Here is a 14560-nt window from a genome sequence, read left to right on the forward strand (position 1 = left end):
GCCCAACCGTTTGTTGCTTATTCAACTAATAAAACAATAGCATATTTTAGTGATTGTGTCAATATTGACAAAGCTTACATCCTCAATATCGACCTCTTCACCAAAAAATTAATTGTTTTATTAAAAAGAGTAAAAAATATTTTCTCTTTATATAATAATTCCACTTTGGACATCTTTATAATTTTAAATATTTATAAAAAAATCAAAATAAAATAATAGCTTAATTTTATCACAATGTGAGATTATTCCAACTTTAAGTCACTGACTTATCTTCTTTCTTCTCCTAGCGAAAAGATAGAAAGTGATCCAAATCCTGTATGTGAAGCAATTGTAGGTCCATATGGATAAATTTTTATGTCTTTTACATTCAACTGGCTTTGTAATTCTTGTTTTACCATTTCAGCTTCTTCTGGAACTCCAACGTGTCCAATGAAAATGGTCTGTGATTCAGGAGAAACGATTCCTTCGACCGTTTTGTTCACTAAATAACTCAACGATTTTTTGCGCCCTCTGACTTTTCCGTAAGGTACTAATCCACCTTCAGGATTTACAATGATGATGGGTTTCACATTTAATAAGGTTCCAATAGTCGCAGATAGAGCAGAAACTCTTCCTCCACGTTCCAAATGTTTGATATCATCAACCGTTACCCAAGAGTGTACTCTCATTTTATTGTCTTCCAGCCACTGAGCAACTTCTTCCAATGCAGCTCCATCCGCTTTTCGCATTGCAGCTTCATAGACCAATAAGCCTTCTCCTAAACAAGCCGCTTTAGAATCTACTATTGTAATATCTACATGAGAATAGTTTTCTTTTAATTGTTCTACAGCTGTAACAGCGTTATTATAAGAACCGCTCAAAGCTGAAGAAAAAGCAATATACAAAACAGGGATGTCTGCTTTAACATACTTCTCGAACACATCAATATAAGTTCCTATATTGATTTGAGAAGTTGTTGCAACAGCCCCATTTTTTAATTCAAGAAAAAATTGATTGCGATCAAAAGATTTTCCCATATCGTCAACCAATTCTTTTCCATCCATGTGAACAGTTAGATTCACTACATCGATATCTTGTTCTTCGATAAACGTATAAGGTAGATCGCAACAAGAATCCGTGATCAATTTATAACTCATTCCACTCACTCCAACTTTTTTTTATTTTTTATTCACTGCTCTATTATGACAGGTTTTCCAAAAATTAAAAAGGGAAAATAAAAGTTTGCATTATTGAACATTTGTTCGTATAATATAGAAAACGAACAAATGTTTGGAGGACGTATTCATGGGAAAAAATAGTGCAGCAAAATTATCTGCTTTTTCATTCTTATCTAATTTTCTAACAGACAACTCGCCGACCGTGTTACCGCAAATGCCAACAGAACAAATTATTTATTTCTTAAATCAGGCTTACATAAAGTCTACATCCATTACTATACAAACGACTGATCGAATGGATTCCTCCGTTTGTCACGAATATACAGGAAAATTGATCACTTCGCCAGAAGATCAATCAAAAATCGTTTTATCTACACTCGACAAAAAAACAATGTCTATCATCAAGCCGAATGAAATCCGTTATGTTCGCCTGACTCATCATGCAGGTCGTTAATATACCCTATCGAATAAATAAGAGACCAGATCCTTTGATCTGGTCTCTTTATCGTTATTTTTTGGGCGCGACTGTTTTCGATTCAAAAAATCGTTTAGTTTGAGTAGGATCTAGTCTTTTTTCAATCAATCCTAAAACGATATCGGCTATAACTGCCATTAAAGCTGTTGGTATGGCTCCAGCTAAAATAATAGCACCACCATTAGTAGCATTGACTCCTCTGGCAATAATATCTCCTAATCCCCCAGCACCAATAAATGTACCGATTGCTCCGATACCAATACCTACTACTAAGGCGTTCCGTATTCCTCCCATGATGACAGATAAAGCTAAGGGCAATTCAATCATCAGAGTCACTTGTCCTTTCGTCATTCCCATCCCTTTACCAGTATCTAATAAGCTGTCATCCACGCTTCTGACTCCGGCGTAAGTGTTTTTCAATATAGGCAATAAAGAATAGAAAAAGATTGTGATCACAACCGTTGTCGATCCCAGACCAAATGCTAACATGACGATGGACAACATCGCTAACGACGGAACAGTCTGCAGTACATTAGCTGCTCCCATGACCCAACCCGCTAATTTACGATGTCTAGAGATCCAAAAACCAATCGGGATAGCAATAACAGCTGCGAATAGCACACCATAGATCGACATCAGAAAGTGTCTAAAAAATTGGCTCCATACATAAGAACCGTTTTGAGCATAATAATAAAATAGCTGCTCCATGACATTCATTTGTGTAGGGTCCATGTTATTCGCCTCCTTCTGTATTAGATGATCCGTCTTCAAAGTAATTATTGTCTTCTAGAAAGTCGTCTGCTACGACTTTCGGTTCTTTTAAATTATTATCTGCTTCATAATTCATTTCCTGCATTTGCTCTTCGCTTATCATGCCTTCCATTCTTAGTAAGATGCCTTCCAACTCGGGATAAGTTTCCAGTATCTCATTTGTAGCTAACGGGCTAGCGTCGTAAGGAGGAAACAACTGTAAATCATCCTCTAGGACAACTAGATCGTAACTCGCTATCCGACCATCTGTAGAGTAACCTAAAATAATGTCCATGCTTCCTGCTTGAAGCGCATCATATACTAATCCTATCTGCATAGGATAGACACGATTAAAATCAAAGCCGTAAGTATCTAGAAAAGCATCATACCCGTCTCCTTCACGTTCTATCCACGAGTTGTCTACTCCGGCATTCATTTCTAAGGCATAAGGTTCTAAATCACTGATTTTTTCTAAACCATATTCTTCGGCCGTTTCTTTTGTTACCATGAACGCATAGGAGTTAGCAAAACCATAGGAAGGGAACCATTTTAGATCGAACTCTTTATCAAACCCTTCTACTACGACTTCCAGTGCTTTTTCGGGATCAGTGATAGGGTCTTCTCCTAATTCTCCAGTTAATGAAGTTCCAGTGTATTTTACACCTGCTATGTTCGCATCCCCATTCAACAAGGCTTGATGACTAACAGTTGAAGAACCTAAATTATTGATGACTTGAACGTCCAAATCATCCATATAATGTTCAATCATACCTTCCACTACATAGCTCATGATCAATCCCTCTGTAGAGGTTACTCCAGCTACTGTAATTCCTTCTTCTCCGCTTCCGCTGCCTAAACCAGGTAAGGCGCAACCTGCTAATACCCCTGCACTGACTAGTGACAACAAGAAGCTTTTTTTCGTTTTTAACTTATTCATGTTATATCCTCCTATTTCGCAGTGCGCAAGTTGACTGGTGTAACTTTTTCTTCTACTTTACCCAACAGAAAATCTACCAGCAAAGCTAACAATGTAACAGGAATCGTACCACCGATAATCAACTCTGGTATATATAAGTTCAATCCATTAAAAATAAAGTCTCCTAGACCGCCGCCTCCGATATAAGAAGCTAACGTAGCCCAAGCAATGACGTAAACACCTGACAGTCGAATACCAGCCATAATTACAGGAGCTGCTTGCGGCAACTCTACTGAAAAGATCAATTGTTTATTTGTCATGCCCATCCCTTTAGCTGCATCAATCAAATCTTTATCGACACCTTCCATACCGATATACGTGTTTCTCAAAATCGGCATCAAGGAATACAAAAACAACGCAACGACTGCAGGAACTTTCCCTACACCGAACAGCGGGATCATTAAAGCCAATAGAGCTAATGAAGGCACAGTTTGCAATACCGTTATCGCACTAATAAATGCACTGGCTACTTTTTTATAACGCGTCAACAAGACTCCGATCGGAACAGCTACTAAGATCCCCAAGGCTAAAGCGATACCAGATATATATAAATGTTCCCAAGTCAATAACAATAATTGAGAACCATTATTCGTTAAAAAGTCAATCATATCTCTTCATCCTTCCTATTGCCCCGAGTTGATATCTGCGGTAGTTTCCAACGGCAAGTCTTTAGCGTCTTCAATATCGCCCCAAATGTTGTCGTATACGATCTCCGCTAGAGAACCTCTTGTGACTAAACCAATCAACCGATCATTTTGATCTACTACTGGGATGTTTTTGAACCCAATCTTCAACATCCGTTGTACTGTATCGCGCAGCAAAGTACCGGAACGAACAAAACGAACTTCATGCTCCATGACATCTCCGACACTTGTAGCTGTTTTTCGGTAACGGTCGATTGCTTCCAATCCAACTAACCCTTTTAACACACCTGAATCATCTGTTACAAACAAGGAATCGATTTTACGATCTCTCATGATACGAATAGCATCTTGCAAAGATTTTCCTGGAGTGACAGATGCTGGATTTTTCAGCATGATTTGATCAACCGTTTGGATTGAAGGACGAGCTTGTAACAAGCGATCTTCGCCGAGGAAATCTTCTACGAATTTATTAGCAGGATTAGCCAGTATATTGTCCGGGGTATCAAATTGAACGACTTTCCCTTGCTGCATGATGACGATACGGTCAGCTAATTGCAATGCTTCATCCATATCATGAGTAACAAAAACCACTGTACGGCCCATTTCGGATTGCAAGTGTTTCACCAACTCTTGCAGCGCATCTCTTGTGATAGGGTCTAAAGCTCCAAAAGGCTCATCCATCAATATAATATCTTGATCAGCAGCTAGTGCTCGAATAACACCGATCCGTTGTTGCTGCCCGCCTGAGAGTTCGTTTGGATAACGATCCAAAAATTCAACCGGCAAATCGACCCGCTTGATCAATTCTTCTGCTTTAGCTCTTTTCTTCTCTTCCGGCCATTTTAACAACTTGGGCACCAACGTGATGTTGTCATAGACTGTCATATGAGGCATCAACCCGATTTGCTGGATAACATAGCCTATTCCTCTCCTCAACTCGACCGGATCTTTTTTCATGATATCTTCTCCATCAATCAGGATTTGCCCTTTAGTCGGTTCGTTCATCCGGTTGATCATACGCATAGACGTCGTTTTTCCGCTCCCGCTAGTTCCGATGAACACTATAAATTCTCCGTCATTGAACGTTAAATTGATATTTTCTACGGCTTTTGTTCCATCTTTATATGTTTTGGATACATTTTTAAATTCAATCATTCTCTTTCACCTCGTTAGATGTTTTTTCACACACTCTCATTTATTGTTGCATAACCTGATCTGAATAGCAAAAAACATGCTTTCACAGAATTTTCATGGTACCATTTCATAAGAGAGGCTGGATAAATGACACTTACAACTAAAACACGTTCCCATTTAGGTGAAAAAAAAGGAACGCAAATTTGATTTGCGCTCCTTTTGATATCTATTCTGTTATAAGATCGGTGAAAGTAAACGAGAAAAACTTTGTTTGAATTTGACCCACTTTGACTGATTCTCAATTTCTTCTTTCGTCAACAAACGGCTTTTCTCCATATCTTTAAAGAAATAACTTTCCTGCTGTTTAGCTACTGAAGGATCATACATAAAAGCATTGACTTCAAAATTCAATTTGAAACTTCTAATATCAAAATTAGCTGTTCCTACTGAACAGATTTCTCCATCAATGACGATGGTTTTACTGTGTAAGAATCCATTTTCGTAAATGTAAACTTCCGCGCCTACATCTACCATTTGAGCAGCATAGGATAACGTAGCTTGATAAATAAAGGGATGGTCAGGTTTATTAGGAATCATAATCTTGACGTCGATTCCTGACATAACGGCTATCTGCAGTGTCTCTATCAACGCTTCATCAGGAACAAAATAAGGGGTTTGGATGTAGACAGACTCATCAGCTGTACTGATCATTTTGATGTACCCTTTTTTGATTTGCTGTATTTCTGTATCCGGTCCGCTGGAAACGATTTGAAGATTGGTTTCGCCTTTACGCGGAATATAAGGAAAATATTTTTCTTCATATTCTAACGGAGTTGTCGGAACGGCTGCATTCCAATCCATAATGAATCGGCTTTGCAAGGCCAAGACCCCATTCCCTTCAATTTTCAAATGAGTATCTCTCCAATAACCAAATTTCTTATCCATCCCCAGATACTCATTCCCTACATTAAATCCGCCGATATAACCGATCTTTCCGTCAATTACGACAATTTTGCGGTGATTACGGAAGTTGATCCTGAAGTTGATTAAACCTAATCTAGAACCAAAAAAGGTTTCCACTCGTCCACCTAACTCAATCAAGCGTTTAAATGAAGCGAGTTTCAAGGCCCTAGAACCCAATGCATCGTAAATGACTAAAACTTCTACTCCGGCAGCAGCTCTGTCTTCCAAAGCTTTTAACACCATGTTGCCGATATAATCATTATGGAAAATATAATAAATCATATGTACATGATTTTCTGCTTGGTAGATGTCTCGAATAAGAGACTTGAATTTTTCTTTTCCGTCTACGAAAAACTCTACTTGATTTCCTTTTGTCAAAATAGACTCGCTGCTTTCCAAGAATAAATTCGTAATTTCTTTAGAATCCTCTGTGTCTTGTTTTTTTGACAGCAATCTCTCTTCTTCCAGCAGCATCTGTTTTTGAGCTTCTACCAGTTCAGGCATACCGATGCTCTCTTGCGCTTGAATATCAAAGATTTTTTCTTTGGAGATTTTTTTTCCAATAAAGAAATAGATGATAAAACCTATCCCAGGTAAAAGGTTTAAGACCAATAACCAGGCCCATGTTGCAGCAATATCCCGTTTTTCACGAAACACTGTTATGGCTGCAAAAATACTATTGATAGCTAAAAACAATGAAACAAAGTAAAAAACATACCTCAATAAACTCACCTCTTTTCGAATAGTTACCTGCTTATAGGTAAAATGAACGAACTGAATCGTTTTATATCTCTATCATACTACACTTATTCTCACTTGATCAGTATTTTTCCTTATTTCAATGTCCCGGCTGGTTTTCATAATCGGTCTTTGAGTCTTTCACCCAGTTCCCTAACATGATCTCCATCTCTGCCTCTCCTCTTATAGGATAAGTTTCAGCCGTTTTCAATAGTTGCTTAAAGTATTGCTGCATGACTTCTTTGTTTTGATAATGGTGTGCTTCAAGAGTCATCAGCAACCGTTTTTTATTCGGCAAAAAACCCATCTTCTTGATATATGTTTTCAGCTCGTCATCATACAGCTCTTCTATGACTGCTGAATCTTCGTGAGATACCAAAGCCAAAAACAATTGCTCGCAAGCTAATTCTTGCTTGTAAAATAAAGGGTAATTATCCATATAAGACAACAATTCCGTTAATTTCTGTTGAGCCTTTTTTAAGTCTAAACGATCTAGGTACCAATTGTATTGCAAAATATGAATAGCCACTTCCAATGTACTAGTTCCGGCATTCAACTCGTTGACAGACAATTCTTCAAAAGGAATGTCTTTGATACGAATGCCTTGCGTCATTAAGGCATTCATTTTCAATTGCGTAAAAAAAGCTTTTTTATTTTCTTCCTTTTTCATTATAGAATAAATGTTGTGCCCGTCATTTGGAAGACCTCCTATTTTTAGCGGAATCCCATTCGTCACGGCTGTAAAAAGACCAGCAACCAAAAATAATTGCCATCCAACTAGAGCAAAAGCAGATAATTGCTCTATCCTCGCAATAATCCCTAAAGCTATGATCGATGTGACCAGATTCAGCAGTACGCCTCCTAAGTTATAAATAATGTATGGAAATGATCTTTCTGAATACTCAGGCGGAGACATCAAGCACTGACCACCTGTTCCCGGCAGATGAAATTTTTTACGCTTGAATTTCCCATCTTCCTTGATGAGCGTAAAACTTCCTACTCGAAAAGAAACAAACGAATAACCTGTTAATAGTCCAAAAATCAAATGTCCTAACTCATGAATTAAAATATGTAAGAAGTAACACAAACAGAAAAAAATTATCCCCATAACTAAATGCAAAACATTCCATTCCAAAACTGTCTCAGGTAAAAATACAGCACCAAATACACCTAATAGTAATCCAACTCCCATACTCAGTGAAAGAAATAAGATATTTTTAAGCAATGGACTTTTCTTCTTATTTTTAGTCTTTATACGTTCCATCTATCGGCCTCCTCTTGCATTTCACAGTCTTTTGATAACGCTTTTTATCCATCATGAAGTATTCTTTTATAAAAGTCAATTGCTCTCAAAAATAAAAAAAACAGGCTTTACACCTGTTTTCTTTATGGTTTATGCAACTGTCTTTGTGATAAATAATCTTGGCGTTGTTTTTTGGATCACTATCAAAATCATACTCGCAACGACAGCAGTAATAACACCGCTTAAGATTTGTGTGATAAAAGAATAGACAAAAGCACCCATTCCTTCTGGCGCGTAACTTCCCCAGAAGTAATACCCGGCTACAAAATGCCAGAAAAATCGAGCCATGGTACCAGTAAACGTCCCCAAAACAATAAATAAGTTTAACTGATGTACTCGGTTTTCTTCACTAAGTGATTGGACTTTTTTGGCAAATAACCCTCCAAATCCAGCAAATGCAAATGCAATAAAATATTCAATAAATCCTTGCAGCGGACTCAAGATATAGGCATTTCCTATCACAAAATGCAAGATCCCCCATAAAAAACCAGCATAAACAGCTGGTACAAGTCCTCTTCTAAAAGCATAGAGCGTCAATGGTATCATACCTAATGAAACGGTAAACGACGGCCCTATATTTGTTGGAATCAAAGACAATACGATTGCCAAAGCGGCTATAATCGTTCCTTCCATCCACACACTAAAATTTTTGTTGCGCATAAAAAAACTCCTCCCTTATAATTTGAACAATGCCAAACAACAAAGGAGGAGATTACTTAAGTATATATATAAATACTTTCGCTCTCCGTCACAATTCCTACGCTCGTACTAACGAACAGGTTCGAAGGGTCAGAATCGAATCGATTCAATCTCAGCTTTTCAGCTCCCCTTTGTGATGGATGTTCATTCAATTTTTATTCCTTGTTCAGTGTAACGAAAAGTCTTTGAATTGTCAATATCAGACCGATTCTGGATAGGGATTCTTAATGCGATTTCACTTTTTTAGCTAGTACGTATTCAACTTTATCGTTTATATTTATTCTTTTCAAGCTATTTAGAAAACCAGAACGCACGTATAACATTTGGCTGCTGATGTTGTCTACAGCTACGGATAAAACGATTTCATCCACATCTGGATAATACTCTCGCACATAATCCGGTAACAGCTCTAACGATTTTTTTGCATACCCTTGACTTTGATACCTCAAATCGATAGAGTGCGCTTTAAATAAAACGGCGTTAGGATTATCCGTATAGCGAGAAACGCCTATGCCAAATTGTAGAATAAAGAATCCGACTAAATCGTTTCCTTTTAAAATCAATATAGGATGTTTTCCAGTTTCGTGCAAACTTTCTGTTAGAGCATCCATTGGTTTGATCATGTAAGTATTTGACTCGATCGCATAATTTTCCAACTTAGGTATATCTTCGATCATAGCTTCTCTCAACTGTATAGTTTCCATCCCCACACACCCTGTTCCCTTTAAGTTATTGATTCAAGAATAACAGATGACAAGTTCGAAAGTCTCTTGATAAGCCTTCTATTCGTTTTTTTCTTCTTACCTCAATCCATCCCACTCTAAGTAAAATTCTTCTAGAAAAGTCTCCATATATTCATGTCTTCTTTGTGCAAAGACTTTTCCAGTTTGTGTATTCATCGTATCTTTCAACTTCAACAGTTTTTCATAAAAATGCATGATGGCTGTATCGTCTCCTGAACGGTATTCTTCGTAACTCATAGATTCTCTCGGTTTTTTAGACGGATCATGAATCAGACGTCCTCGTGAACCCGAAAAAGCCATAGTCCGTGCGATCCCAATTGCACCAATAGCGTCTAAACGATCCGCATCCTGCACCAGCATTCCTTCAATAGAGTCGAGCTGCACTTTATTGGTCCCACCTTTATAAGATAGATTCAACACTATAAAAAGAATCTGCTCTTGGATCTCTTTAGGCAAAGAAAATTGGTTCAGCCAATCCATCAACCGTTTTTCACCTTCTGCAGCATTTTTAACTAGTTTATCGTCTGGAACATCATGCAGCAAAGCTGCCATCTCGCAAACAAAAGCATTTACCGGTCCGGGTTCTTCTGCTGCCATTTGTTTAGCTAAGTTCCTTACTCGGTGGATATGCCACCAATCATGTCCTGAAGCATCATTTTGAAATAAGTCTGCTACAAATTGTTCCGTTAATGCGATAATTTCTTCTTGTTGTTTTTCCATAAATACACCTGCTTTCTTCATTATTATTTTAAAATAAGGCTAGGACATGTGATGTCCTAGCCTTAATTGCATTTATTTTTGTTTCTTATTTTTGTTAGAGCTGGCTTCCATAATAATTGGAAGAATCACAGGTCTTCTGCGCGTTTTATCGAACAAGAATTTACTTAAAGAGTCTCTGATATCTTGCTTCAAAGCACCCCATTCAAATTCATTTTGCTGCAGATTTTCCTCAACAACTTTTCTCACTAATTCACTGCTTTGTTCGATCAATGGAGTATTTTCTTTCACGTATACAAATCCGCGCGTCATTACTTCTGGACCAGAAGTAATTTCTTTCGTTCTACGGTTGATCGTTACAACAGCAATTAGAATACCGTCTTGAGACAATAATTTACGATCGCGCAATACGATGTTTCCGATATCACCGATTCCGATCCCATCTACCATTGTATTACCGGACTCTACTTGTCCAGACATCGTGAAACGGTTGTGAGAGTATTCGATGATGTCGCCTTTTCCAGGAATAATGATATTCTTGTAAGACATTCCTACTTCATGGGCTAGATCAGCATGAGCAGCCAACATTCTGTATTCACCAGTTACCGGAATAAAATACTCAGGATGGATCAAGTTGATCATCAATTTCAAATCATTTGGTGTCGCGTGACCAGAAGCTTTTAAGTTGTCTGTAATTTGTTTTACAGCCCCTCCAGCACGGTAAACCATATTCTCTGTAGTCGCAACCGTTACTTCCATTTCGTGAGAAGGACTAGTAACGATATACACCAAATCGCCTTCTTGGATATTCACTTGCGGATGCTTACCTTTAGCCATACGTTGCAGCGTCTTGATAGGTTCCCCAGTGCTGCCGGTTTCAAGCACAACGATTTCATGATCTTCGTATTTGTCTATGTCTTTGACTGGAACGATCAAATCGTCACTTGGCAATTGCAATTTATTCATTTTCAATGCTTTTTCTACAATCTCTTCCAAGTTTTTCCCTGTGATAAAGATTTTACGTTTTGAACGGTGAGCCGCATCAAAAACTTGTTGAATTCTCAAAATGTTGCTGGCAACAGCAGCGACGATGATTCTGCTTGAAGTGTTTTGGAAGGTATCTAGTACCTCTTCCGCCACTTTCAAGTCGCTCACGTTTTCAACTGGACTTTCTGCTTCACTTGAGTCGCTTAATAAAGCCAACACTTTTTCTCTTCCGATATCACTAATACGGTTTAAATCGGTTTTGTACATTGGTTGTGCACTTTGATCAAATTTGAAGTTTCCTGTATACACAATACTTCCTTCTTCAGTTTTTACAACGATCCCTACTGAATCAGGAATCGAATGAGTTGTTCTAAAGAAGCTGATTACAGCATTGTTAAATTCAATTTCGGTTTGTTCATCAATAACGTGGTAATCGTCAAATTTGATCGATTGACCTTTTTCTTCTACACTCATTTTTGCTAATTCGATAGTCAGCTCTGTACCGAAAACGGGAACATTAAATTTTTGCAAGAAATAAGGTAAAGCTCCAATAGCATCCTCATGACCATGAGTCAAGAATACCCCAGTTACTCTATCTTTATTTTCCTCCAAATAATCAAAATTTGGAATCACTACATCAATCCCGAATAATTCCGTTTCTGGATACATCAATCCGCAATCCAATACAAAAATTTCTTCATCTACTTCCACTACGTACATATTCTTTCCATTTTCACGTACGCCACCAAGTGGAATCACTTTAATTTTGCTCATTACTTCACCTCTTCAATCAATTTTCCAATAGTTTATTTAATACAAGTTGATAAAATTACCTTTTCTTCTTCAGTTGTGCACTCTACTAGAGGCAACCTTACTCCGCCAACATCAATTCCTTGATGATTTAATAAAAATTTTGTTGGTGCAGGAGAAGGAACTGAAAACAACGCATCCATTTTCGGGATCAACTCACGGGACAGTTTTGCTGCCTCTGTTAATTTACCCGCTTCAAATGCATCGTACATTTCTTTCATCTCTTTGCCGAAAACTTGGCTCGCTACGGAGATCACACCATTTGCACCAATCGCCTTAGCTGGTAAGGATAATGCATCTTCACCAGTATAAACTAAAAAGTCAGCATCCGTATGGGAAATGATTTCACTCATGGCTTCAATTCCGACACATTCTTTGACCCCAATAATAGTTTCAATAGCGGACAAACGAATCGTTGTAGCCGGTTCTATGGAGACACTGGTTCTTCCTGGAACATTGTAAATAATGATCGGCAGATCCGTACTTTTTGCTACCGCTTCAAAGTGAGCGTATAACCCAGCTTGATTCGGTTTATTATAGTAAGGAGTTACCACCAATGCTGCATCAATTCCTTTAATTTTCGCTACTTCTTGTGTAAAAGAAATCGTTTCAGCAGTATTATTTGATCCTGTTCCTGCTATGATCGGGACACGTCCTGCTGCAAATTCCACTGTCTGTTGGTACAATGTCAATTTTTCATCGTGAGAAAGTGTAGGAGACTCACCAGTTGTTCCGCCAACTACAATTCCTTGAGTACCCGTTGCAATCAAATGATCAATCAGTTTTTCTAATTTGCTGAAATCGATATTGTTCTCATGATCAAACGGCGTAACCATTGCTGTAATGATACTTGCTTGTTGGATATCCAAATTATGTCCTCCTCTAGCTTTAGTCTATTTGTTAGATAATGGCTGAATCAAATTCAATTCGTGCATTTTTTCTGCAATTTGAACAGTATTCCATGCTGCACCTTTTAATAGATTGTCTGAAACGATCCACATATGGTAACCTGCTTCATCATCCAAGTCTTTACGAATCCGACCGACAAAAACATCTTTTTTGTTTTCAGCAGTCAATGCAGTAGGATACATTTGTTCGCTTGGGTCGTCTTCTAATGTTACCCCTGGAGCTTTTCTTAAAATATCTCGAATCTTCTCCACTGAAGCAGTCGTGTCTTTGACTTCGATATACACAGATTCTGAATGTCCATAAGCAACCGGGATACGCACACATGTAGCAGATAATTTTATCGCATCATCGCCCATGATTTTTTTAGTCTCGTTGGTCATTTTCCATTCTTCTTTTGTATACCCTTTTTCGTCAAATACATCGATTTGGGGCAAAGCATTGAAAGCAATAGGAAAATGTTTTTTATCTCCGCCAGCTGGTAAAATGTTAGCCTCGTAAGGTTTATCATCCATCATCTGCTGAGCTTGATCATACATTTCTTTCAATGCCGAGTTTCCTGCTCCACTGACTGCTTGGTATGTTGAAACGATTACTCTGTCCAGTCCAAATGCTTTTCGTATTGGATGCAATGCTGCAACCATTTGGATCGTTGAGCAATTAGGATTGGCAATTATACCAGAATGTTTTTCCAATGCCTCAGGATTGACTTCAGGTACAACCAAAGGAACTTCTGGGTCCATGCGGTAAGCACTTGTATTGTCAATGACAATTGCCCCATGTTTGACGGCTTCTGGAGCGAATTTTTTAGAGATGTCTCCTCCTGCACTAAATAAAGCAATATCTATTCCACTGAATGAATCTTCAGTTGTTTCTTGAACTTCGATTTCGGTATCTTTAAACACCAGTTTTTTACCAGCTGAACGCTTAGAAGAGAGTAATCTTACTTCTTTGATTGGAAAAGCTGCATTTTCCAGCATCTTGATAATTTTTGTCCCTACTGCTCCTGTTGCGCCAACTACTGCTACTGAATATCCATTCATAATCTCACTCCTACTTCTAAACTTTTATCTTTTATTCAAACTTACGAATAGTACCATTATTCATTTTATCATAATTCACTGTGAAATCATACCAAACAAAAACTTTCGTCATCGGTAAACATCAGTCTAGTTGCTTTACTGCTTACGTTTCAATGGTTTTATAACGTAAAAAAGCCTTACTGAATATCTGATATGCTCCCCCTAAAGTAGACACTTAAAAAAGTAAACTACTCTAGGGGGATTTTTTATGCGTTCTAACCGCAAACATACTATTGATGAGCTTGAGAGATATATTCTGTTATATCTTGAAGAAGGTGTAAGTTTTAAAGAGTTAAGTAAAGAGCATGGATTATCGTTAACGGATTCGGCCTTCGGTCAAAAAGTCCTTAGATATCAAGAGCATGGCCTTTCGGGAATACAAACCACAGCTCGAAACAATCAGTACAGTAAAGAAATTAAAGAGACAATTGTTCGAGAATACTTCAATGCAGGCACGCCTATCAAACAATTAGCTC

15 protein-coding genes, 1 riboswitch and 1 other annotated feature (1 of these 17 running past the window's edge) are annotated in these 14560 nt (G+C 37.9%); of the genes, 2 read left to right on the forward strand and 13 right to left on the reverse strand.

Annotation, left to right across the window (positions count from 1 at the left end):
* Positions 1-8: a sequence feature (sodium ion sensor (DUF1646 type); this cis-regulatory element may regulate processes involved in with the transportation of sodium ions), on the reverse strand; it reaches 40 nt to the left of the window's first position.
* Between the two features lie 258 nt (positions 9-266).
* Entirely contained in the window at positions 267-1136 is an 870-nt protein-coding gene (locus tag BM137_RS05625; protein WP_092480184.1) for a DegV family protein, read from the reverse strand.
* 148 nt (positions 1137-1284) lie between these two features.
* On the opposite strand from BM137_RS05625, the gene BM137_RS05630 reads away from it, so the two are divergent.
* Complete coding sequence (locus BM137_RS05630; RefSeq protein WP_092480185.1) at positions 1285-1611, forward strand: hypothetical protein; 327 nt, start codon at positions 1285-1287, stop codon at positions 1609-1611.
* 54 nt (positions 1612-1665) lie between these two features.
* Here BM137_RS05630 and BM137_RS05635 read toward each other — a convergent pair whose 3' ends face one another.
* The 12 genes from BM137_RS05635 to BM137_RS05690 form a co-directional block, all read right to left on the reverse strand.
* On the reverse strand, positions 1666-2364 hold the full coding sequence (locus tag BM137_RS05635; RefSeq protein ID WP_092480186.1) for an ABC transporter permease: 699 nt from the start codon (positions 2362-2364) through the stop codon (positions 1666-1668).
* Between the two features lies 1 nt (position 2365).
* Positions 2366-3319: an osmoprotectant ABC transporter substrate-binding protein gene (locus BM137_RS05640; protein WP_092480187.1), complete on the reverse strand. Its 954-nt coding sequence runs from the start codon at positions 3317-3319 to the stop codon at positions 2366-2368.
* Positions 3320-3330: 11 nt separating this feature from the next.
* On the reverse strand, positions 3331-3966 hold the full coding sequence (locus tag BM137_RS05645; RefSeq protein ID WP_092480188.1) for an ABC transporter permease: 636 nt from the start codon (positions 3964-3966) through the stop codon (positions 3331-3333).
* A gap of 15 nt (positions 3967-3981) precedes the next feature.
* Positions 3982-5157: a betaine/proline/choline family ABC transporter ATP-binding protein gene (locus tag BM137_RS05650; RefSeq protein WP_092480189.1), complete on the reverse strand. Its 1176-nt coding sequence runs from the start codon at positions 5155-5157 to the stop codon at positions 3982-3984.
* A gap of 213 nt (positions 5158-5370) precedes the next feature.
* Positions 5371-6822, reverse strand: coding sequence for a cardiolipin synthase (cls, locus tag BM137_RS05655; protein ID WP_092480190.1), 1452 nt, complete (start codon positions 6820-6822; stop codon positions 5371-5373).
* Between the two features lie 115 nt (positions 6823-6937).
* Positions 6938-8101, reverse strand: coding sequence for a site-2 protease family protein (locus BM137_RS05660; protein WP_092480191.1), 1164 nt, complete (start codon positions 8099-8101; stop codon positions 6938-6940).
* 129 nt (positions 8102-8230) lie between these two features.
* Positions 8231-8800 (reverse strand): energy-coupled thiamine transporter ThiT, encoded by a 570-nt coding sequence (gene thiT / locus BM137_RS05665; RefSeq protein WP_092480192.1) that lies wholly within the window; start codon positions 8798-8800, stop codon positions 8231-8233.
* A 77-nt stretch (positions 8801-8877) separates the two neighbouring features.
* Positions 8878-8980, reverse strand: a riboswitch (TPP riboswitch).
* Between the two features lie 83 nt (positions 8981-9063).
* Positions 9064-9543, reverse strand: coding sequence for a GNAT family N-acetyltransferase (locus BM137_RS05670; protein WP_092480193.1), 480 nt, complete (start codon positions 9541-9543; stop codon positions 9064-9066).
* A gap of 96 nt (positions 9544-9639) precedes the next feature.
* A complete protein-coding gene (locus BM137_RS05675; protein ID WP_092480194.1) occupies positions 9640-10302 on the reverse strand; it encodes an HD domain-containing protein in 663 nt (220 codons plus the stop codon).
* Between the two features lie 72 nt (positions 10303-10374).
* Positions 10375-12060, reverse strand: coding sequence for a ribonuclease J (locus BM137_RS05680; protein WP_092480195.1), 1686 nt, complete (start codon positions 12058-12060; stop codon positions 10375-10377).
* Positions 12061-12092: 32 nt separating this feature from the next.
* Positions 12093-12965 carry a 4-hydroxy-tetrahydrodipicolinate synthase gene (gene dapA / locus BM137_RS05685; protein WP_092480196.1) on the reverse strand — a complete coding sequence of 291 codons (873 nt, stop codon included), beginning with the start codon at positions 12963-12965 and terminating at the stop codon, positions 12093-12095.
* 24 nt (positions 12966-12989) lie between these two features.
* Positions 12990-14045, reverse strand: a complete 1056-nt coding sequence (locus tag BM137_RS05690) for an aspartate-semialdehyde dehydrogenase (protein WP_092480197.1) — start codon at positions 14043-14045, stop codon at positions 12990-12992.
* Between the two features lie 247 nt (positions 14046-14292).
* Here BM137_RS05690 and BM137_RS05695 point away from each other — a divergent pair.
* Positions 14293-14560: hypothetical protein (locus BM137_RS05695; protein ID WP_143084238.1), on the forward strand; the 268-nt coding region annotated here is incomplete at its 3' end.

The organism is Desemzia incerta, assembly GCF_900115825.1.
Lineage (GTDB): Bacteria > Bacillota > Bacilli > Lactobacillales > Carnobacteriaceae > Desemzia > Desemzia incerta.

Excerpts from the sequence above, each read along its gene's own strand:
- BM137_RS05625 (WP_092480184.1), bottom strand. The coding sequence starts at position 1,136 with ATGAGTTATAAATTGATCACGGATTCTTGTTGCGATCTACCTTATACG.
- BM137_RS05660 (WP_092480191.1), bottom strand. The coding sequence starts at position 8,101 with ATGGAACGTATAAAGACTAAAAATAAGAAGAAAAGTCCATTGCTTAAA.
- thiT (WP_092480192.1), bottom strand. The coding sequence starts at position 8,800 with ATGCGCAACAAAAATTTTAGTGTGTGGATGGAAGGAACGATTATAGCC.
- BM137_RS05650 (WP_092480189.1), bottom strand. The coding sequence starts at position 5,157 with ATGATTGAATTTAAAAATGTATCCAAAACATATAAAGATGGAACAAAA.
- BM137_RS05675 (WP_092480194.1), bottom strand. The coding sequence starts at position 10,302 with ATGGAAAAACAACAAGAAGAAATTATCGCATTAACGGAACAATTTGTA.
- BM137_RS05635 (WP_092480186.1), bottom strand. The coding sequence starts at position 2,364 with ATGGACCCTACACAAATGAATGTCATGGAGCAGCTATTTTATTATTAT.
- BM137_RS05670 (WP_092480193.1), bottom strand. The coding sequence starts at position 9,543 with ATGGAAACTATACAGTTGAGAGAAGCTATGATCGAAGATATACCTAAG.
- BM137_RS05690 (WP_092480197.1), bottom strand. The coding sequence starts at position 14,045 with ATGAATGGATATTCAGTAGCAGTAGTTGGCGCAACAGGAGCAGTAGGG.
- BM137_RS05645 (WP_092480188.1), bottom strand. The coding sequence starts at position 3,966 with ATGATTGACTTTTTAACGAATAATGGTTCTCAATTATTGTTATTGACT.
- BM137_RS05630 (WP_092480185.1), top strand. The coding sequence starts at position 1,285 with ATGGGAAAAAATAGTGCAGCAAAATTATCTGCTTTTTCATTCTTATCT.
- BM137_RS05640 (WP_092480187.1), bottom strand. The coding sequence starts at position 3,319 with ATGAATAAGTTAAAAACGAAAAAAAGCTTCTTGTTGTCACTAGTCAGT.
- BM137_RS05680 (WP_092480195.1), bottom strand. The coding sequence starts at position 12,060 with ATGAGCAAAATTAAAGTGATTCCACTTGGTGGCGTACGTGAAAATGGA.